Source organism: Pseudoalteromonas sp. NJ631, assembly GCF_000276645.1.
GTDB lineage: Bacteria > Pseudomonadota > Gammaproteobacteria > Enterobacterales > Alteromonadaceae > Pseudoalteromonas > Pseudoalteromonas piscicida.
Map to the genome: position 1 here is coordinate 18,844 of NZ_AKXJ01000001.1, position 21,783 is coordinate 40,626.

Here is a 21,783-nt window from a genome sequence, read left to right on the forward strand (position 1 = left end):
CCCGAAGTTACAAGAAATAAATTTAACTTTTGGTTTAATTGCTCACAGATTCAACAACTTCAGCGATTTTTTGGGCAAAATCGATAACTTGCTTCTGTTGCTGAGCTTCAACCATGACGCGAACCACTGGCTCTGTACCAGATTTACGCAATAGCACTCTGCCCTTTCCGGCAAGCTGAGTTTCAACTTCAGCGACGACTGCTTTAACAGCGTCTTGCTCGGTTGGATCATCTTTAGTGCTATAGCGCACGTTAATCATCTTCATTGGGTATTTGCTAAAACCTTCACCCAAATCTTTTAATGTTTTATTCTGCGCAACCATGGCTGCAAGCACTTGTAAGCTAGAGACAATGCCATCTCCGGTGCTGATCAGATCCAGATTTAAAACGTGACCTGAACTTTCGCCGCCAATTTTCCAGCCTTTCTCACCTAGAAGCTCCATTACATAGCGGTCACCGACCTTACTACGCTCAAAAGCAATTCCGCGTGATTTAAGGGCGTTTTCGAGCCCCATGTTAGACATTACCGTACCTACAACACCGCCACCTAATGTGCCATCGGCATGAGCTTGGCAAGCGATAATATAGACGATGTCATCACCATCAAATACATGACCGTCGTGATCGACCATCATGACTCGGTCACCATCACCATCATAAGCAATACCAACATCCGCTTGATGTTCAAGTACGGCTTTTTTCAATGCTTCGACATGCGTTGCACCGCATTTTTCGTTGATGTTGACACCATTAGGTTCACACGCGGTTGTGATCACGTCTGCACCAAGTTCACGCATGACACTTGGCGCAATATGATAAGTCGCGCCATTTGCGCAGTCCAGCACCACTTTCAACCCTTCAAGCGATAGCTCTTTAGGAAATTGGCCTTTACAAAATTCGATATAGCGGCCATCCGCACTCTCTAGACGCTTAGCTTTACCGAGCTTTTCAGACGCTACACACGTCATCGGTTCATCCAACTTTGCTTCTATTGCAAGTTCCACCTCGTCAGGGAGTTTTTTACCATCGCCACCAAAAAACTTGATGCCATTATCATGGTATGGATTATGAGATGCACTGATCACAATACCAGCCTCAGCTCTGAACGTTTGCGTCAAATAAGCAACAGCAGGTGTCGGCATAGGTCCCAATAAAATCACATTGATCCCAGCGGCAATTAACCCAGCCTCTAACGCGGTTTCAAGAAGGTAGCCAGAAATGCGGGTATCTTTGCCAATAATTACCTTTTTGGTACCACGCTCAGACAGAACTTTTCCAGCCGCCCAGCCTAGTTTCATTGCAAATTCAGGCGTAATTGGGAACTCGCCCACCATGCCCCTTACACCATCCGTACCGAAGTACTTTCTTGTTGTCATTGAGTAACTCCATTGACCGACGCTAGCCATACATTAAGCGCGTCGCTTGTTTCTTTTACGTCATGAACACGAACTATGTGCGCGCCTTTCTGCGCACATATCAATGCACCAGCTAGACTCGCAGCTACGCGCTCATGCGTTTCCCGAGTGAGTAGTTGTCCAAACATGGATTTTCTAGAGAGGCCTGTCAGAATAGGCAAATCGAAAGCATGAAACTTGTCCAATCCACCTAATATCTGAAAGTTGTGCTCTAGAGATTTACCGAAGCCAAAACCAGGATCTAAAATCAGCCGGTTGGTATCAATCCCAGCTTGCTTGCACGCACTGATCCTAGCTTCGAAAAACTGACTGATGTCTGAAAATAAGTCATCATAGTGAGGGTTATTTTGCATTGAGCGAGGTTGACCTTGCATATGCATTAAACAAATTGGTACATCACTGTATTGAGCTGCGACTTCAAGCGCGCCTGGCTCTTGCAACGCTCGAACATCATTAATGATATCAGCGCCAGCCTCTATTGCTTGTTTCATCACCTCAGCTTTACTGGTATCTACCGAAATCACACAGTTAGAGTGTGTGCGAATTGCTTTAATAATCGGTATTACGCGCTGTAATTCTTCTTCTAATTCTACGTCTGGCGCGCCGGGACGAGTGGACTCTCCACCTATGTCTAAGATGGTAGCGCCTTGTGAAAGCATTAAATTTGCTCGCTCGATCGCACTATCAAGGTGAGTAAAATGTCCACCATCAGAAAATGAGTCGGGAGTAACATTTAAAATCCCCATTACCTGAGGCTTATCTAAACTAAGGGTGCGCCCTTTGGGTAAACGTAACTCGTACATTCTATACCTATTTTCTGTAGTCTAAGTTTGGTGATAACGAAAGGCTTATAGCAGTTGATTTAAGTTCTCGCATCGAATGTCATAAAACTTATATCAACTGATACAAAAAAGCCCCGATTGCTCGGGGCTGTCGTATTCTACCTAATCTTACGATTTGTCATCAAGCTCTGAGTTTGATGATGTGTCGTTTGACTGCTCTTCTGCTGGCTTTTCAGCTTTAGGCTCAGGTTTTATTTCTGTTACTTTCGCAGATTCTGCTTTTTTCTCTGGCTTAATGTCATGTGCATCCCTTGGTGGACGAACATCACGACGCTCCATTAGATCATCAATCTGCAATGCATCAATCGTTTCGTATTTCATCAACGCATCTTTCATCGTGTGAAGAATATCCATATTATCTTTTAGGATTTGCTCCGCCCGTTTGTAGTTGCGATCGATGAAATCTTTAATTTCAGCATCAATAAGCTTAGCGGTTTCATCTGACATACCTGACATGCGGTGAGAACCACCACCCATGTACATCTCGCCTTGCTCTTCTAAATACATCTGTGGACCAAGTTTCGGACTTAAGCCCCACTGAGTAACCATTTTCTTAGCAATATCGGTTGCGCGTTCAATATCGTTGCTCGCGCCTGTCGTTACTTTGTCATCGCCGTAAATCAGCGCTTCAGCGATACGACCACCGTATAAACTCGAAAGCATAGATTCTAAGTGTTGCTTAGAGTGACTTACACGGTCTTGTTCCGGTAAGTACATTGTTACACCTAATGCGCGACCACGTGGAATAATAGACACTTTATATACTGGATCATGCTCAGGCACTAAACGACCAACAATCGCGTGGCCGGCTTCGTGATAAGCCGTCATTTCCTTCTCTTGCTCGCTCATCACCATGGACTTACGCTCAGCACCCATCATGATTTTATCTTTTGCGGCGTCAAATTCCGCCATACTTACCTTACGCTTGTTGCCACGAGCGGCAAACAGTGCAGCTTCATTCACAAGGTTAGCTAAATCAGCACCAGAAAAGCCCGGCGTACCACGTGCAATCACAGACGCTTCAACATTATCGTCTAAAGGCACTTTACGCATGTGAACGTTTAAGATTTGTTCACGGCCACGAATATCCGGAAGACCAACCACAACTTGGCGATCGAAACGACCAGGACGTAATAATGCAGGGTCTAGTACATCAGGACGGTTAGTAGCAGCAATAACGATAATACCTTCGTTACCCTCAAAGCCATCCATTTCTACAAGCATTTGGTTAAGTGTTTGCTCTCGCTCGTCGTGACCACCGCCCATACCAGCGCCACGTTTACGGCCTACCGCATCGATTTCATCGATAAAGATAATACAAGGCGCAGCTTTCTTTGCCTGTTCAAACATGTCACGAACACGAGATGCACCAACACCAACAAACATTTCTACGAAGTCAGAACCGGAAATGGTAAAGAATGGTACTTTTGCTTCGCCAGCAACGGCTTTAGCAAGTAGGGTTTTACCCGTACCTGGAGGACCAACCATCAACACGCCTTTCGGAATGCTACCGCCCAACTTTTGGAACTTTGACGGGTCACGCAAGAAATCTACTAGCTCAGTAACATCTTCTTTCGCTTCGTCACAACCAGCAACGTCCGCAAATGTTGTCTTAACTTGGTCTTCGCTCATTAATCGAGCTTTACTTTTACCAAACGACATTGCGCCTTTGCCGCCACCGCCTTGCATTTGGCGCATGAAGAAAATCCATACCCCGATAAGCAGTAGCATTGGGAACCAAGAAATAAAGATATTCGCAAGGAAAGATTGCTCTTCCGGTGCAACACCTTTGATATTTACGTCGTTCTTAAGTAAGTCATTAACCAAATCCAAATCAGTTAATGGAATTACTGTTTGAAAACGATCTCCACTTGAACGAACGCCACTAATCACGCCGGTTTGACGATCAATACTGACTTCTCTTACAGAGCCATTGCGCACATCCTTTACAAATTGTGTGTAACTCGTTTGGCGATCATATTGTTCGCCACCGTTAAAGCTCTGGAACACAGTCATTAGCACTACTGCAATCACTAACCAGAGTATTAGATTTTTAGCCATATCGCTCAAGGAGTTAACCTCTTGTATCCAAAAAAATTCAAATTCAACTTGATGCTTTCCAACTGTACTACAGTTTGTAGCCCGTCGCCACTACATATACTTCGCGTGAACGAGGACGAGACGCTTTTGGTTTACGGATCTTTACGACCTTAAAACAATTACGTACCTCTTGTACAAATTGATCAAAGCCTTCTCCTTGGAAAACTTTAACCGCAAATGCACCGTTTGGTTTTAGCACTTGATGGCACATATCTAATGCTAGCTCGACCAGATACATACTGCCAGATTGATCGGTTGACATATTTCCGCTCATATTTGGTGCCATATCAGAAAAAACCACATCAACATTCTTACCGTTTATTCTATCCAGTAACGCATTTAATACCGCTTCTTCTCTGAAGTCCCCCTGAAGGAAATCGACACCCGCTAATGAGTCCATCGGTAAGATATCACAAGCAATAACTTGTCCGTCAATATCTACCTGCTCTGCGAGATACTGCGACCAGCTCCCTGGAGCCGCCCCTAAATCAACTACCGTCATTCCTTTACGGATCAATTTATCCTTTTGCTGGACTTCTTCCAGCTTAAAAACCGCTCGTGAACGATAGCCACGTTTTTGGGCTTCATGCACATACGGGTCTTCTACGTGTTCTTTTAACCAACGTTTCGAACTGGCGGAATGTTTTTTATTTGCCATATTAACTACAACTCATTAGTAATATTGTCTAGATGGCGTTAGAATATCGATAATTCAAGCCTTTTAATAAATAAGATTGTATCAATATGACCTTATCAAATAAACAAAAGCAGTTCCTAAAAGGGCTAGCTCATTCTTTAAACCCAGTTGTTCTTCTAGGCGCAAACGGCCTAACCGAAGGCGTCATGGCTGAAATTGAGCAAAACCTGAACATTCACGAACTTATCAAGGTAAAAGTACCAACCAATGATCGTGAAACTAAGAAACTGATTTTTGAAGCAATTGTTCGTGAAACAAATGCACATAAAGTACAAACCATTGGCCATATCATTGTGTTGTACCGCCAAAGCGAAGACAAAAAGATCCAGTTACCTCGTAACTAATCTTTGTTGTCTGCGACGTTTTCACCTGAAGACGTCGCAATCTCTTGTAATAAACTCGCTTCTTCTGCTTTTACTTTCTTAATTTCCTGCTCACTCACCTGAGGCAGTAATTTCTTCTCAAGCGCCAATGCGTCAACAATAAAGTCGTTCGTAAGCTGATTAATAATGCCACTCTCTGCATTTAACAGTAGACTAAACCCAATTCCAAGCTCTGGAATAATCACCACATCGGTACGATAACCTTGCACCCAGCCGCTATGGTAATAGAGCAGTTTGCCATCATAGCGATAAATTCGCCATCCAAGTCCATAGTAAGCTTCTTCTACGTGGCCACGCCAAACGCGCCTGCGCAGCTCACGTTTCGTCAACGTATACGGCACTGATTGCTTACTCAGAGCATCTGGTGATAAAACACTTGGATACATACCTAATTGTGCTTTTAACCACTGCGCCATATCAGCAGCACTGGCGTTTACACCAGCTGCGGGGAGTACTTTATAATAATGCGGCTTTAATTTAGCGGTATGCCAACGCTTTCGCCCTCTGACATGCGGCCACGCAAAATTATCATTTTTTGTCATTTGCTCGTAGCCTAGACCGGCGTCATGCATATTAAGTGGCGCGAAAACAAACTCTTCCATCCAAGTTTTGTAACTGATATTCGTCGCCTGCTCGATAACATCTCCAATCAAGCTAAACATGACATTTTGATAACCATAACACTCACCAGGCTGACATAACGCTTTGACTTGCAGTAAGCGCTCAACAATTTGTGGGTAGTCCATGCGAGACTCGATTAAATTATCGTAGGCATTAGGCACTAAGCCACTCGAGTGACTTAACAAATGATAGAGCTTAAGTTGGCTATAATCACCTTTGGCGACTTGCGGCAAGTAGCTACCCACTCTATCGTCAATATTAAAATACCCTTCGCTCGCCAATTTAGCCGTTAGGCTTCCTGCAAACGTTTTTGAAACCGATGCCAAGCGAAAGCGAGTTTGTTCGTTGACCACACTTCCTTGTCGACTTTTTGTCTTGCCAAAACCTTCTGCGTAGCTGCCGTGCTCGACATGCACGACGGATAAAGCAGCACCGGGCACCGATTTTTCTTTTAGTTTGCGCTCGACTTGCTTAGAATAGCTCTTTAAAAATTGTGACCATTGCTGGTTTGGGGTTTTTGCAATCGTTATTTTTGGATAACTGATGCAAAAAAAACAAACTAATGTGAGAATTAGCGACTTCATAATGACTCATTTCATTAACACTCGCCCGCCATACTAACATGATGAATTGGCGGAACTCACTAAATATAAGAAAATAACTGTTTAATTGAGGTATTTTAATGCGTTTAGTGCTAGCAGCTCTATGTACAAGTCTACTTTTTGGATGTGTCACCACAGCGCCATTAGCGCCAAAGTTAGATGTACCTAAGAAGCCACTACTAAAAAAGTCTGTTTATCAAATCAGCTATAGTACCGAACTTAATTCCGCACGAATTAAATCAGTGCAATTGCCCGCTCACCCACTTGCTCAAGGTGACACAGTCTACATCAATGCCGATAAGGTCAGTTTGACTGATACACTGAGAAAGCAGATTGTTGCTTTACTTGAGAAAAAAGGCCTGAAAGTTGTTGCAGCTAAAAACGCAAACTACACGCTAACAATTCATCAACTTGATTTGGAATTTGCAGCTAATAAAACGTACGCACTGGATAGGCCAAGAAATCCACATCCACATATTGCTGAACTAGCTCAAAATTCGCCAGCATTTCAATGTACTAATATTGTGGCTTCTGTAAGTATGCGTTTGGCACACCAAGCATCATCCGATGTTGTCTGGTTTGCTAAATCTTCAGTAGATAGCGCGGGCTTCCAAGGTATCCCTTTACAATTCACCTTTACTGAAGTGGAAAAAATAGAAAACGAACACGATGTACTGTCGTTTATCGTCGCCCAAAATACCGACGAGGCACGCCGTCAACGTGGCGAGAAGCCTGTTGATATTCCTCCTTACAAGGTAACTAAAACGGTTTCACCGCTTGAGAAAACCGCTGGTGCATGTACCCAAACGGAAGTGTCAGCGTTAACAGCGGATATGCAAAAACACTTGGCCGAGAGTTTAATTGAAAAGCTAAACGTTAAGTAGCATAAGTACTCGCCAGTTTGACAAAGGTTAACTGCAAGCTGGCGCTACACTTATTTACAGACAATAACGCTTTTAGGATTATACTCGACGCAGAAAAATAAAAAGTTCGGAGTAAAGACATGGAGCAATACGGCACAATCTTATTGGTTGAAGATGATACTTCATTGGCGCAATGGGTCGCTGAATATCTTGATAACCAAGGCTATAAAACACATTGCTGCTATCGCGGTGATGAAGTTATTGAACGTGTTAAGTCACTAGACCCCGACCTTGTTTTACTTGATCTTATGCTTCCAGGTAAGGACGGTATCAGCGTATGCCGCGACTTACGTCAGTTTTATAACAAGCCTGTTATTATGCTCACTGCCAAAGATGAAGAAATGGATGAAGTCATCGGTTTGGAAGTTGGTGCTAGCGATTACGTTATCAAGCCCGTTCGTCCTCGTGCCTTACTCGCTCGGATCAAAGCAAATGTGCGCGCTGCACAAGAAAAACCCCAAGATCGTCACGCAGCCAATCACGAACTCGTAGTTGGACAGTTATGTATCGACACTCAAGCTCGCAAAGTCAGTGTTACTGGCCAAGAAGTCATCGTTTCTAGTGCTGAATATCTACTACTACAATTTTTAGCCAGTCACGCTGGTGAAGTTGTCTCTCGCGATGCGGTATTTAAAGCGACAAAAGGAAGAGAGTATGACGGCCTCGACAGAAGCGTTGATGTGCTCATTTCTGCCTTGCGTAAAAAGTTTAATGATGATCCTCAAAACCCAGAAAAAATTAAAACGGTGTGGGGTAAAGGATATCTACTCGTACCATCAGCTTGGTAATGAAGGTCGCAAGCTAATATCGTGAAGAAACTCTACATCTACTTACTCGCTGGTGCATTGATTTCGATCTTTGCACTGGGTTGGGTGATCGACACCTATAATCAGCAAACCGCTCCTTTAGAAGATAGTTTTGAGTGGCAGAGCAAACTAATTACAGGCCTTGCGAAACAAGTTGCAAATATTGAGCAGGAAGAGCGCGAAAATGCAACGGCTTTAATTGCTCAACAATTCGATATCAACATTCGTTATAAAGATGGCGATACTTTAGCCATGCCGCTCGAATTAAAACAACAGATGTTACTACCTGATGGGTTAGTGATAGAAAACGAGAATGTATATCTGCTAAAAACAACCCCTGAAATGGCGCCTGATTACGTTGAACTTGAATGGGAGCCTCAGGTTGAACAGGCAGATTACGACGTATTGCTGACATTATTTTTCTACGGTGGTATTTGCGCAATATTATGGTTTATTCTCTCTCCGTTAGTTAAACGCTTGATCGTTCTCAATACTGCAGCAAAGCACTTTGCCAGTGGTAATCTAAGCGCGCGCATCGCCCCCAATCATTTCACTTATATCCGTGACTTAGAAAATACCTTTAATCGAATGGCAAGCCAAATAGAGAAGTTGATGGCTGAGAATAAGCTAATGGCCTCCAGTCTTTCTCATGACATTCGGACACCTGTTGCGTGCTTAAGATTTGGCCTAGATGCAGCTTTAGATGAAAGTGACATCGATGCCATTCGCGATTATTTAGCGCGCATGGAAAAAGATCTAGATCAAATGGAAGATATGCTCTCAAGCTATCTATCTTTTGCGACGCTTGAACAAAAGTCTCATTTACTCAAGCACGAAGTAACAACCCTATCTCGCTATGGTCAAGACCTGATGCAGCAAATGCAACCAAAGCTGCAAAAGAACCAGCTGTCTGGCCGCGTAGAAATTCCTGAACACTTAATGATCCATGGTGACTTACATTGGCTTGCAAGAGCGATAAGTAATTTGATCAGCAATGCCTGTGATTTTGCCACTGCCAGTGTGCTATTAAGTGCACACCGCACCGAGCATTGGCTCATTATTACCGTTGAAGACGATGGCCCAGGGATCGCGAGACAAAATTGGGATAAAGTCTTTAGTCCTTTCTTTCAAGAACAAACTCACCGCAACCGTGCAGGTAAAAGCTATGGCTTAGGCCTTGCAATCGTTGCAAAAGTCATGGATTGGCATCATGGTACAGCCACCGTTAGCCAGTCAGAACGATTAGGTGGCGCAAAATTTGTGCTTTCGCTACCCTGTAAAGAAAAATAATTATTGTAAATAAGTCGCTACACGTCGACTTATCTCATATAGAAATAATCGTGAAAACATTAGCTTATAAGCTAAGCTTTGCTTTTTGAGTGCAACAACTTAATTACGGCTAAATATCAGGCTAAAACTTGCGCTAAATCAAGGTAATTTACTCTTTTTATTTCTTTTTAATTACAGTAGATTGTCAGCGCCGTTAGAAATTTTTAGAGAAGTATAATAATTATGAGCAATGTCCGAGGAGAGTTCAGCTCTCGCTTTGGTTTTATTATGGCCGCCGCAGGGTCGGCGGTAGGTTTGGGAAACATTTGGGGGTTTCCAACACAAACGGCATCCAATGGTGGTGCTGCGTTTGTTTTAGTTTATCTGGTTTTGGCTTTTTGTCTTGCCTATCCAGCACTAATGGCAGAACTCGTCATTGGTCGTCACGGCCAAGCAAATGCCGTATCTTCACTGCGCAAACTAACAAATACAGCATGGCAAAGTAAGCTAGCTTTTGCTGTCGGATTTGGCGGCATAATTTGTGCAGGTCTTATTTTAAGTTTTTATGCAATCGTGGCTGGGTGGATGTTTAGCGCAACACTTGAACCCATCGCGGAAGTTGCATCAATGACTCAAGCGCAATCTTGGCTTGCTGATTCGTCTATGTCGCGCAACATCGTCTTTACAGCCGCCTTTATTGCACTCACCGTGCTTATAATTAGTAAAGGCGTAGAAAACGGCATTGAAAAGTGGTCAAAGCGTTTGATGCCCGCACTTATCGGTATTTTATTCTCGTTAATTGCGTATGTATTAACCCAAGAAGGTGCCGTTGAAGGTCTTAAGGTGTATCTTGTTCCTGACTTTTCTTCGGTGCTCAATCCGCAGTTACTCGTTGATGCCCTAGGACAAGCATTTTTCTCGCTTTCGCTTGGTACCAGCGTGATGATCATTTACGGCTCATACATTAGTAAAAAAGAGAATCTAGTTTCACTTGGTGCAATGGTTACCTTAATCGACGTCTTTATCGCATTCGTTGCCGGCTTACTTATCATTCCCGCCATGTATGTCGCGCAAGCGCAAGGCGTAGAGATTTTTGCAGCTGACGGCTCACTGCTTAATGAAGACACCTTAGTGTTTCAAGTATTACCAGCATTGTTTGATAGTATGGGGAGTATTGGCCTTTTGGTAAGCTTTGCTTTCTTTGCTCTGATGAGTATTGCCGCACTCACCTCGTCTATTTCGATGCTAGAAGCGCCCGTCTCCTATGCTGTTGAACGTTTTGCACTGGGCAGAGTACAGGCCACCTGGGTCATCGGTACTTTGGTAACAGCAGTGAGCTTCACCATTTTGGTAAACATCGAAACCCTGTTCGGCTTTACTGTTAGCCTAACAACGAAGTTTGGTCAGCCACTACTTGGCATGCTGTGCTGTGTATTTGTCGGTTGGATTTGGCACAGAGCAAAATTGCTTAAAGAAATTGAATCAGGATGCCCGGAAGTTAGTAGTAGTTTCTTCTGGAAAGTATGGCCTTGGTACATCCGCTTTGTTTGTCCAATTGCCATTGCTGCGGTATTTTTAAATTCACTATAATTTCGCTCATAAAAAGAGGCTACGCATAGCCTCTTTTACTTTTTCACAAATAACATATCCTGATGCGGGATCCCATCTTCTAAATAATCTTCACCTTGTTTCACAAAGCCGAGCCCCGTATAAAACTTGTCTAAATAACACTGCGCAGAAATGACTAAAGCCTCATGAGTAATATCCGTTTCACAACAAGCAATCGCGCGATGCATAAGGTTATGTGCAACGCCCTGCCCTCGCAGCATTGACGAAACGATAACACGGCCAATGGATGCAGTAGTTGCGGATTTTCTATAACAACGTGCATACGCTATAATTTGTTCATCTTTAACTAAAAACAGGTGTCGAGTTTCAGGCGCCCTGTCGGTATCATCAATTTCAGGATAGGGACATACTTGTTCCACAACGAATACCTCTACCCTTAGCTTTAAAATCTCAAAAAGCTCATCTTTAGTGAGCGCATCATAACTTTTAATTTTCCAATTCATTTTCTTCTCTGTCATACCAAATAGCTTTATTAAGACTAATTGGTATCCTTTATGCTTGAAACAAAAACGCCCAGACAAAGCTGGGCGTTTGAGAGTAAATTAAGTGCTTATGAGAACAGCCGCTCCAACTGATCGCACAATTGAGATATATTGACGTGATCGTGCTCAATTGTTAGATCGACGTAACCATCCCCTCGAAACGCTCTGTCCAACTCTATAAGTACATGAGTTCGATGCGCTTCAGGTACAAACGAAAGTTCAACTTCTTGTAGTCCAAATAATGCACGTGAGTTTGGTCGGTATTCTAGTTCTTGGTAGCAACCAGAAACAGACTGAAACTCAGACGCTCGTAAATAGCCCTTTTCTACATCCGCTTTCACTAAATGAAAGCCTAAACGCTCCATCGCTGTCATACATGCTTTCACCGCTTCATTTGGATAAATGTGTAAAGCATCTTTGTCTGACGGATCGATTGCTAAATCAATGTCTAAACCAGTTTCAATCCAAACATGACAACGGTTGAAGCCCGCATTGATTTCTGTGATTGGTGTTTCTGAATGAAGTCGAGCTTCAAAAGGAATAACTTTTTCTTCGCCTGGGCCTATCGTGAAATTATTACCTACACGCCAACGGTCAATAACATGATTACTAAAATATTCTCCGTCTTCCCCTTCAACCTTAACTCTTGTCATTAGCGCAAGCTCTAAACCTGTTACTTCTTGGCTAACATCACCGCCTTTTATTACAATTTGCGCTTGAAATTTCTGTCCCGGGTGCAAATGCTCTGTTTCCAATACAGTGTCTACTTTTGCCGCACCGATACCGACAGATGCTAGGATCTTCTTAAACATTACGTCTCCTGTCCGGTATGTCCTTACCTGCATCATAACCATATTTTTTCCAACTTGTCAGCGAAAATTTATAATTTATATATCAGGAGGTTTTGGTACACTGCTCATATCTTGGATAAAAATTTAAAGTTATGGAACTGCTCTATTTTGCTGTCGCATTTGCATGCGGATTTTCTGTTTATCAATTAAAGCTTCCTCCTTTGATTGGTTTTTTGATGGCAGGCTTTGTCTTAAACCTACTTGGCCATAAAACCACGGACTTACTTACCCAGCTGGCAGATCTTGGTGTAACGCTGCTGCTTTTCAGCATCGGCTTAAAATTACGAGTTGGTAACTTGATAAAGCCTCAGGTTTGGGCACCTGCGAGTATGCACATCATTACCAGTACGGCGTTTTTCGCTAGCCTGTTGTTGATGCTAGGGACGATGAGCCTACCTTTATTTACCGACCTAGACTGGCAAAGCGCTTTACTGGTTGGTTTTGCATTTAGCTTTTCCAGTACCGTTTTTGCGGTAAAAGTGCTGGAAGAACGCGGTGAAATGGCAAGTCTTCACGGTAAAATCTCAATCGGTATTTTGGTTATGCAAGATATCTTTGCGGTTATCTTTCTCGCCGTCAGTACAGGCAAAGTACCCAATATTTGGGCACTGGCACTGCTTGTGGTGCTACCGCTTGTACGTCCAGTTATGTTTTGGGTATTAAGCCGCTCAAAGCATGGCGAGTTACTCCCTCTTTTTGGCTTCTTTTTTGCCTTGGTCGCAGGTTATCATGCCTTTGAATTTGCGGGTCTCAAAGGAGATCTCGGTGCGCTGATCATGGGTATGATTTTCGCCCCACATAAAAAAGCTGGTGAGTTGTCAAAATCACTACTGAATGTGAAAGACATCTTGCTTGTTGGGTTTTTCTTGAATATTGGTTTGAATGCCACGATTACACTGGACGCGCTTTTAATAGCGATTCTACTGGTAATTGTTTTACCGATTAAAGTCTCTCTTTATTATCTCTTCACCAATATGTTCAAATTGCGTGCTCGTACATCGCTATTGAGCGCTTTTACACTCACTAACTATAGCGAGTTTGGTCTTATTGTCTGTGCCGTTGCATCTGCTTCTGGTGCGGTTGCTCCTGACTGGTTAGCGGTCGTGGCTATTGCTGTTTCTATTACTTTTGTGATTGCGTCTCCGCTAAACAAACGCTCGAACGAAATCTACGTTAAATTAGAGCCTTGGTTATTAAAGTTTGAGAGCCAAGACCGCTTAGAAGAAGAACTACCCGTAAACCTGACCGATACAAAAATCGTAATATTTGGCATGGGAAGAATTGGAACTGGTGCTTATGAAACAATACAAGCCAGTTTCCCTGATACCGTTGCAGGTGTAGATATTAAACCTGAGGTGGTTGAAAAACATGTTTCCAGAGGCCGCAGAGTATTGACCGCCGACGCAACCGATCCTGACTTTTGGCAACGTGTAAATCATTCTGAAGTAGAAATGGTAATGCTCGCAATGCCAAAGCATATGCAGAACATTTACGCACTAGAGCAGCTCAAAGCATCGGGTTATAACGGCCAAGTTACCGCCATTGCGAACTACCCTGATCAACAGAAGGAATTAGAAGAAATGGGCGTGAATTCTACCTATAACTTCTACCTTGAAGCAGGTAGTGGTTTTGCAGAACACGTAAAAGAGAAATTATTTACTTAAATTAGATATTGGTTCTCAGTATCATAATTGGTACTGAGAACTATTTTCATATTCAGATCATTGTGTTACGTCTAGACGTCTATTTTTATTGTTTCATTCCTCTCATTATTCGATTTACAAAGCTTTACATCCAAGATGGTAATTTGCCCCCACTTCAGAGTAAACTGATCACATCGGACATGGCGTAAGTATCTATTTTATGAACATAAATTGATACCAAATGCCCTTTGAACATCGTGTCACTGGATTGTGAACAAGCTATACCTTTGGGGGTTTTATGATTAAGAATAAATCTAATGGTCAATTTTCTGCAGTAGTGGACGACGTCAAGGCTGCGCCTTTTTCAGACCTCCAAGAAAGACTAGACGCAATTCAGGACAGCGGTATGACAGCGCTGGCAATTCGCAATATCCTCTTTCATAAAATGCTCGATATGCATGCGGTACCAAACGATCATTATTTAAGAGATGAAGAAACTCCGAGCCGTTTAGACGATCCAAAACTAATTGAGAAGTTAAATAAGCTAGGCTTTTTCCGCAGCAAGCCTTCATCGCAACTACACTAGTAAAGATTTAGGGAGCCTACTCTCCCACATAGGCTGACAATGCCCGTCGTCAGCCTATTTTCCTCTTCCAACGATAAGCCTTTTCCTTTTACCCAAGTATTCTTATTCACAGTAATAAAACACGTAAGCTATAAGGTGATCTGCAACAGCAATTTTTCCCTGCAAAGATGTGGAGCTGAGTAACTGAGGTCAGTCACCCTGTGGAGATTTAAGTGGCGGGTTATTTTTCTTTTTCGGTAATAACGTTTTCCAAGCCTGCTTGAATGGCTTCAAGTAAATTGCGGTCAGTGAATCATGCCCTGCATCATATTGCCCAACTCCAATGGTAATTTTACCCGCACTCGAGGCCTTAATAAGCGAACCATACATACGGTCCCAAATGGCTAGTGCTGAACCTAAGTTGGTATCAAAATGGATTGGATTGCTACTGTGATGCACTTGGTGTTGTGCAGGACTAATAAACCAATTCTCTAGCCTATTACCCCAACTCAGCCATATATGTGAATGCCTTAAATTAGCCCCAAAGATATTAAATAAAAAGACAAACGCATTCGCACCAAGAATATCGTACATACTCAAGCTGCTGCCAAATACGTAATACCCTATTCCAACTACAATTCCTTGGGTTAACGCCATACGACAGGCGTACAGGTAGCTTTCAACGGGATGTGAGCGATAAATGGTAAAGGGAGTCAGGACTTTTGCAGAATGATGCACCTTGTGAAACTCCCAAAAGAATGGGATTTTATGTAGCATCAGGTGCAGCAAGAACCGAGTGAGGTCATCGACTATAAATAAAAATAGCGTAAATAGTCCAATCACCACCCATTCTGGCGCTTCAAGATGTAACGCTGGACCAAAAAGCGCTTCAAGCCCACCGGATAACCCCAACGCCACCGGTACCATAGTCAACACGATAGGCGTGAACATCGCCGCCTTTATCAATCGATTTGTGATCAATAAACAGTAATCGAGCTTGGCGCTTTTGCACCACCACACTTGCTTGGGAAACAGAAACTTTAAAAAACCTTTACCAGAGCGCGCTTTTTCTGTGGCGATATAAACAGGAATAGCCATCAAAATGGCACTAAACAAGTATGGCAAATACACTCTTTTATTGGCATCGAACAAGTAACCTGGGAGTTCAGTAATGCTTTGCCATAATTGCTCTAACATAGTCATTTCCATCAAAAAGAAATAATGAATTCATATATTTTTGGAATAGCTCCATAGGTCTAGCGACAAGCCGCCATGAAGCTGCGGCTCTTACTCAAGAGCCGCATAGACAATCAATTAAAACTGGTATTTATAACCTAAACTAAATTGTCTTGGTTTGCCTGGGCGCGCGCCATATGGGCGACGACTGACAATTTCTGCTTCGTCGAACAAGTTGTCGATTTTAGCATAGATTTGACCATACTGACCTAGCTCGTAACTTGCGGATACATCAACGATCGTTGTGTTTGGCACCTTGGCACCTTCAAGTACAAGCTCAAAGCCTTCTGTGCTTCTGCCAGCAGCTTCGCTCATCTCACTGATGTACTTGATGGCTACGTTAACTTTCCAGTCACTTGCTGCAAGGCCAATATTAAAAGTGGCTTGATGAGATGGTAAATACGGAAGCTCATCGCCATTTTTAATATAACCCCATTGTGCGAACGTTGTCGCACGCTCATTTTGGAATTCACCTTTCGTATAGGTGTAGGTGAGACTATAAGGGATATCCAATTGAAGGCTCAAAGGGTAACGTTGTGCAAACTGCATTTCGAGACCGTAAACATCCACCTCACCACCACTGAATTGCTGGTCTTGTTGGTCATTAACACCACAATTAGACTGACCACAGCTTTCGTTCAGATTCTCATAATCGTTGAAAAAGCTCACAATCTCAAACTGAGTCACACCATCATTAAAGCGCCCACCAAATTCGTAGCTAACGCTCTTCTCAAGCTCTATATCTGGATCTTGTTGTGGTGAAGAAGGTATAAAACCTTGATGCACGCCAAATAAAAGACCGGCATCATCAGAAAGCTGATAGAAACCACTTAGGCTTGGCAGCCAAATACGAGTGGTCTTATCAATCCAAACATCGGCATCTTTATTATCTTGGTAAGACATGTCCATCAGCTCGCCACGAAGGCCAAGGCCTAGTGTCAACGCATCAAGTTGTACTTTGTCTTCTAGATATACCGACCACGCTTTAGTATTTTCAGTATTCAGTGATGTAAACTGCTTTGACCCCTCAAGCAACACAGGTGAACCACCTTCCATTGCATACGCTTGCTCAAAATGTTTGCGCTCAATTTCATCTTCGTGGAAACGCACGCCAACAGCAATATCATGGGTTAAGTTAAACAGACTAAAGCTTGTATTGGCATCGACTTGAAGACCTTGAGAGAAATACTCACGGTCATTAGTCCCCATATTCAAAAAGATATTTGAACCTGCAACGACAGAGTCCCTTGCCCCAGTGATCACACCGTACTCATTTGCAAAAGCCTCTGGGTTTGCCATTATTTTTGAAAGAGATGGTCCACTTTTGCTACCCACACTATTGAGCTTAAGCCAAGCTCGCTCATAGTCATTACGGTACAGTCTTGTTGTAACGTTAAAGTCTTTGCCATCAAGCACATGGGATAACATTACCTGAGTATGCTTGGTATCCATCTCTGCCGGCTGAGACGCTGCGTATCGACGATACGGGTTTTCAGCAAAATCTGCCTCCGTTAAACCAAGGTAGGTTTCGTCAGACAACTCGTCGGCGTAGCTGAGTTTTAAGCCAAAGGTATGATTTAGATCACCTTGTGAAAGTTTATAATTAAACTTGGCTAAGATATCGTTCTTCTCAAACCCCGTATCACCACCGCCATCAAGCTCTTTAAAACCATCGGCTTGTAGATTAACCGCTTCGAATAAGAAGCCGACATTATTTACGACTGAACCGTAGTAGCCGTGCGCTTTGGAATAACCATCGCTGCCAGCCGCAACATCAATACCGCCTTCTGTAAATTCTGGCACTTGGCGAGTCACCAAGTTAAGCGCACCAGCAACGGTTTGCGGGCCATGCTTGATAGCCGCAGGTCCTTTAAACACCTCAACTGCAGTCATACGAGTCGTAACCGGGAAATAATAAGCAGCTGGCGCAGAATAAGGAGCCGGACCAATGAGCACGCCGTCTTCCATTATGGTGATTTTCTTGCTTCGCTCAGGTGTTACACCACGAAAACCGATGTTTGGTCGCAGGCCATAACCATCTTCTTCACGAATATTAACGCCAGGCACATTGGAAAGAATACGGTGAATATCATCGTATTCGTATTCTGCCAACTGCGCTTCTGACAACAACGTTGCAGAGCCGGCTTCTTTTCGCAATTTATCGTGGTGGCTGATAATAGAGATATGCTCAATATCTTGATTTTCATCCGCAGCTTGCGCTTGAGGTAGTGCAAAGATTACCGCTACCGTTAATAAAGATTTCTTCATGTTCATGCGCTTAGTCATTGTCACCTGCCGAAGTTTGTGGAAGTTCTAGGGCGAGCTTTTCGATAAACTCGGTCTTTAAATCATCCGTCACTTTTTTAACGTCTGTATGCGTTTGCGTCACTTGCTCTGTAGACCCTGCTAGCTCAGCTTTAAGGCTCGCATTCATCGCAAGCAGTGTAGCTTCTGCATCCGCTAGTCCTGCAAGCATGCGCTCTTTTACATCACTACCATTCTCAGCATCTAAAAAGTCGTCAAAGCCCAATGTATTCTCAGCATCTTGGCCATTACCGGTGAAGATGTTTCTAAATGCTCTGATGTTAGCAAGTAAATTCTCTTTCGAATGTTCTGCAATTGGCGACTCCACCGCATCAGGGCAAGCCTCTAAACCACACGCATTCGGAAAACCTAGGCCTAACGGCGTCGCTATTTTGCCGTCTTTTAACTCTTCGGTCATGTAAAATAGCGCCTTTGATATTTCATTGAGCGCTAAGTGGGGCGTGTCAAACGGCGAGCCTGGTTGTCCTGCATTAACAAGTTTAGCTGCGTAGCCATTTTCTCCAGTCCACTGAGACAGGAGTATGTTACTCTGTGCTTCAATGTCTTTAGCCACTTCCGTCGCAAACTCACAACGCGCAACCGCTCTTTCCTGAGTTGAACGGCTATTCCATGGTGCCAAAGCATCATTCACTGACGAGCAGTTGTGGTCAAGATTGGCATTGAATAGAAGGTGCTCTAAGGCAGTTAAGCCTTTACGGTTTGCAGTACGCTCAGAGATATTATAAGGATTGCTAGCATTACCGTTAATAACGCCATCTTCAAAATACACTACATCCAAGTCGATATCACATAAAGAGCCTGTAGCAGGCCAAACATAAATGTTATTTTTCAGCTCTTTACTATTGGCAGTAAGTGGACCCATTTGCATCAATTCAACATACTGCCAGCCCACCATAGCGCTGCGCCAACTTTGTTGAGCGTTTTGCTTTAGCGCGGCGGTGTTTTCAGCCAGTGCTTTTTCTGCACTACAATAACTCGCAACTTCAAGTTGTTGTGTTACAGCGAGTTCATTGAATTGCTCAATTGCAGGGGTAAGCACATTATTCACAAGATTACTTACCAAGGCTGCTTCATCAAATTGCGTGGGTAAAGTTGGGTTATCCGTTCCAGAGTTATTATCCTTCACTCCAGGACCTTGGCTACTTGAAGTACTTTCACCACAACCCGACAATACCAAAGCCACAGCGACGGCAGCGGCACTTAAACGTTTAGATACTCTCATTTGTATTCTCTATTATCTATATACAACAAAAGGTTAGCAGAATTAACGGCTAACCTTTTAACGTTATAAACGAAAATTTAGATTACCAGTTGGCAACATTCTCAGCATCGAAATCATATGCAGTTGCAATGATTTCTCGCGCTTCCAATAAAGCAGTCTTATAAGCTTCCACTTTATCTGCCGCGAATTCAGGCTTATCACCCATTAATTCATGGATTTTAACAAAGTCTGCATCTGTAACAGGAGAAAACGGATTAAACTGGAAGTTTAATGCGAAGCCTTTCATTTCAGACCAGTGCTTTGCTACTGCATAGAATTGATCAGCATCAAAATCACCTGATGCGATATCGTCTAAATCACCATCATCATTTGAGATTGTATCATTGATATAATGCACAACGGTTGCAGCGATAGACTTTTCCCATGCTAACAACGCTTGATTACGCAATGTCTCTAAACGCGCTTTATCCTCGTCTGACCACTGCGCAACATTAGTACCAACATTAGCGTTGATAAGTTTACGCGCTTCAATAAACGCTAATTGTGCTTCAGCGCTGAAGTCCGTTGGGTTAGCGTTAGATTTAGTGCCACGGTCACGCTTTGCTGCATTTGTTGAGTTACCAAAGTTAAATTCAGATAGTAGATCGATTTTGCCATCATTATCCAAATCATGATAACCACTTGCATACGCTTCACGGCCACCTTTAGCTGAAAGCTCATCATCTGTATAGTCTAGATAATCAACAGCCGCACCGAAATAGCCATAGCCTTCATCAAACTTGTGTTCAAGTTCTGTGTAGCTTTTGCCATCCGCTAATGTCGCGTTATCAGCTGACTTTTCACCAATGAGTAAATCATCTAGATAATCGTCCGCACCTTGAGAAAGCGACACTGCACCATTTAAATGTTTTTGCATTAACTGGGCAAGATCAAGGCCTTCCGGTGTTACGTAGAGTTTGTTCAGCGTGATAGCTGTGCCATTATGCTCTGCTTTGATTGTTGAGCCATTTTCAAACTGCTGAAGTTGCGCTTGTAGCAGGTCTAAATAGTGTAGGGCTAAACCTTCAGGTGTTTTTGGCTGTGTACCAAAGTTAACCCAACCAGCCATGACACCATCCTCTTCCCATGCTTTATGCATGTTAGAAGTGTCACGCCCTGCAATTTTACCACCTTCGCCAGCGACGTTTTTCAGTGAGCTTGAAATTTGCCCTAGTGTGGTTTGTGCAGCGTTTGCGGCAACAGCGAAATCAAGTGTTTCATCCAACACCACTGTATCTGTAGGCATCAAGAAGGTTTTGATCTCAGTGATTGCCGCTTGAGCTGTTTTTTGCTCTGCGGCATTACCCACAGTTTCATTATTAAGCTTACCCATTAGGCTCTTAATATGCACCATAGCCGCGTGACGCGCGATTTGACCTGAGTAAGACACTGAAGACTCACCTTGGGCGTTATCAAAAGCATAGCGGTTTACACCCGCTTTGTTTTCTTCAGCAATTTGTTGAACAGCAATTTCAGCTTCAACTTCTGTTTTTTCGCCTTTGCTATCAGTTGCCGTGATAGTTACCGATACTTTACCGCCTTCAACCTGTTCGAAGTTTAGTGCGTTTGCAGCTTTGAGCTTAACCGCACCGTCAACAATTTCAAAACGGTTGTCAGAGATGGTGAGTGTTAATGCACTTACTTCATCGTTGTCGTCAGCAAAAGTAATATTTGCAACCGCAGCACCAAGTGTATCTTCAGATACTGATGCACTATCTACGGTAATAGTAGGTGCAGCATTGGTGGCTGGAGGTGGTGTTGTGTTGTTATCATCGTTGTCATTTGAGTTGCTGCTAGAGCCACCACATGCGGTAAGGCCTAAAGTTGCAGCGAGAATAGCAGTCGTTAACAGAGACTTTTTAAGTGCCATTGAATTGTTCCTTTGAGACTAATTATGTTTATATTTTCATAACTAGGCGTAAAGTATACACACACCTAAATAGCAATCAATATTATTTGCATTGTATAAATAACAATTTTTTTAAAAATGCTACGTAACAGCTAACTACTCTGGAGCTATTAGGCGTCAGAAACAATATAAATACTCCATACAAAACAAAGGGATAAAACCATAAATATGGCATTATCCCTTTGTATCAGAAACCTGTTTCACAAATTTCTCCGAATTGAGCAT

18 protein-coding genes are annotated in these 21,783 nt (G+C 43.0%); 7 read left to right on the forward strand and 11 right to left on the reverse strand.

Annotated features, from left to right (window positions below):
- Window positions 1-34: 34 nt before the first annotated feature.
- The 4 genes from glmM to rlmE form a co-directional block, all read right to left on the reverse strand.
- A complete protein-coding gene (gene glmM / locus A587_RS0100090; protein WP_010373858.1) occupies window positions 35-1,375 on the reverse strand; it encodes a phosphoglucosamine mutase in 1,341 nt (446 codons plus the stop codon).
- Entirely contained in the window at window positions 1,372-2,217 is an 846-nt protein-coding gene (gene folP, locus A587_RS0100095) for a dihydropteroate synthase (RefSeq protein ID WP_017215955.1), read from the reverse strand. Before folP ends, glmM begins: the two co-directional genes overlap by 4 nt.
- Window positions 2,218-2,364: 147 nt before the next feature.
- A complete protein-coding gene (gene ftsH / locus A587_RS0100100; RefSeq protein ID WP_010373856.1) occupies window positions 2,365-4,317 on the reverse strand; it encodes an ATP-dependent zinc metalloprotease FtsH in 1,953 nt (650 codons plus the stop codon).
- A gap of 67 nt (window positions 4,318-4,384) precedes the next feature.
- Entirely contained in the window at window positions 4,385-5,014 is a 630-nt protein-coding gene (gene rlmE / locus A587_RS0100105; protein WP_017215956.1) for a 23S rRNA (uridine(2552)-2'-O)-methyltransferase RlmE, read from the reverse strand.
- Window positions 5,015-5,100: 86 nt separating this feature from the next.
- Between rlmE and yhbY the strand changes: the two genes are divergently transcribed.
- Complete coding sequence (gene yhbY / locus A587_RS0100110) at window positions 5,101-5,397, forward strand: ribosome assembly RNA-binding protein YhbY (RefSeq protein WP_010373854.1); 297 nt, start codon at window positions 5,101-5,103, stop codon at window positions 5,395-5,397.
- Here yhbY and A587_RS0100115 read toward each other — a convergent pair.
- A complete protein-coding gene (locus A587_RS0100115; protein WP_017215957.1) occupies window positions 5,394-6,641 on the reverse strand; it encodes a serine hydrolase domain-containing protein in 1,248 nt (415 codons plus the stop codon). The genes yhbY and A587_RS0100115 overlap by 4 nt on opposite strands.
- 98 nt (window positions 6,642-6,739) lie before the next feature.
- Here A587_RS0100115 and A587_RS0100120 point away from each other — a divergent pair, with 98 nt between their 5' ends.
- The 4 genes from A587_RS0100120 to A587_RS0100135 all read left to right on the forward strand — a co-directional run bounded on the left by A587_RS0100120 (window position 6,740) and on the right by A587_RS0100135 (window position 11,247).
- Complete coding sequence (locus A587_RS0100120; protein WP_010605083.1) at window positions 6,740-7,543, forward strand: hypothetical protein; 804 nt, start codon at window positions 6,740-6,742, stop codon at window positions 7,541-7,543.
- A gap of 119 nt (window positions 7,544-7,662) precedes the next feature.
- Window positions 7,663-8,370: a response regulator gene (locus A587_RS0100125; RefSeq protein WP_017215958.1), complete on the forward strand. Its 708-nt coding sequence runs from the start codon at window positions 7,663-7,665 to the stop codon at window positions 8,368-8,370.
- A 21-nt stretch (window positions 8,371-8,391) separates the two neighbouring features.
- The gene (locus A587_RS0100130) at window positions 8,392-9,678 is read left to right on the forward strand and encodes a sensor histidine kinase (protein WP_017215959.1); all 1,287 of its coding nucleotides are present in this window, start codon (window positions 8,392-8,394) and stop codon (window positions 9,676-9,678) included.
- A 222-nt stretch (window positions 9,679-9,900) separates the two neighbouring features.
- On the forward strand, window positions 9,901-11,247 hold the full coding sequence (locus A587_RS0100135; protein ID WP_017215960.1) for a sodium-dependent transporter: 1,347 nt from the start codon (window positions 9,901-9,903) through the stop codon (window positions 11,245-11,247).
- A 35-nt stretch (window positions 11,248-11,282) separates the two neighbouring features.
- Here A587_RS0100135 and A587_RS0100140 read toward each other — a convergent pair whose 3' ends face one another.
- Window positions 11,283-11,729, reverse strand: coding sequence for a GNAT family N-acetyltransferase (locus A587_RS0100140; RefSeq protein WP_017215961.1), 447 nt, complete (start codon window positions 11,727-11,729; stop codon window positions 11,283-11,285).
- A gap of 107 nt (window positions 11,730-11,836) precedes the next feature.
- On the reverse strand, window positions 11,837-12,580 hold the full coding sequence (locus A587_RS0100145) for a sporulation protein (RefSeq protein ID WP_010373841.1): 744 nt from the start codon (window positions 12,578-12,580) through the stop codon (window positions 11,837-11,839).
- A gap of 131 nt (window positions 12,581-12,711) precedes the next feature.
- On the opposite strand from A587_RS0100145, the gene A587_RS0100150 reads away from it, so the two are divergent.
- Window positions 12,712-14,283, forward strand: a complete 1,572-nt coding sequence (locus tag A587_RS0100150) for a cation:proton antiporter family protein (RefSeq protein ID WP_017215962.1) — start codon at window positions 12,712-12,714, stop codon at window positions 14,281-14,283.
- Window positions 14,284-14,560: 277 nt separating this feature from the next.
- On the forward strand, window positions 14,561-14,848 hold the full coding sequence (locus A587_RS0100155) for a hypothetical protein (protein WP_017215963.1): 288 nt from the start codon (window positions 14,561-14,563) through the stop codon (window positions 14,846-14,848).
- 189 nt (window positions 14,849-15,037) lie between these two features.
- Here the strand turns inward: A587_RS0100155 and A587_RS0100160 are convergent, their stop codons facing one another.
- The 4 genes from A587_RS0100160 to A587_RS0100175 form a co-directional block, all read right to left on the reverse strand.
- Window positions 15,038-16,024, reverse strand: coding sequence for a sterol desaturase family protein (locus tag A587_RS0100160; RefSeq protein ID WP_017215964.1), 987 nt, complete (start codon window positions 16,022-16,024; stop codon window positions 15,038-15,040).
- Window positions 16,025-16,141: 117 nt separating this feature from the next.
- Entirely contained in the window at window positions 16,142-18,349 is a 2,208-nt protein-coding gene (locus A587_RS0100165) for a TonB-dependent receptor family protein (protein WP_017215965.1), read from the reverse strand.
- Window positions 18,342-19,610 carry an imelysin family protein gene (locus A587_RS0100170; RefSeq protein ID WP_017215966.1) on the reverse strand — a complete coding sequence of 423 codons (1,269 nt, stop codon included), beginning with the start codon at window positions 19,608-19,610 and terminating at the stop codon, window positions 18,342-18,344. Before A587_RS0100170 ends, A587_RS0100165 begins: the two co-directional genes overlap by 8 nt.
- An 82-nt stretch (window positions 19,611-19,692) precedes the next feature.
- Window positions 19,693-21,519: an Ig-like domain-containing protein gene (locus A587_RS0100175; RefSeq protein ID WP_017215967.1), complete on the reverse strand. Its 1,827-nt coding sequence runs from the start codon at window positions 21,517-21,519 to the stop codon at window positions 19,693-19,695.
- Window positions 21,520-21,783: the final 264 nt, after the last annotated feature.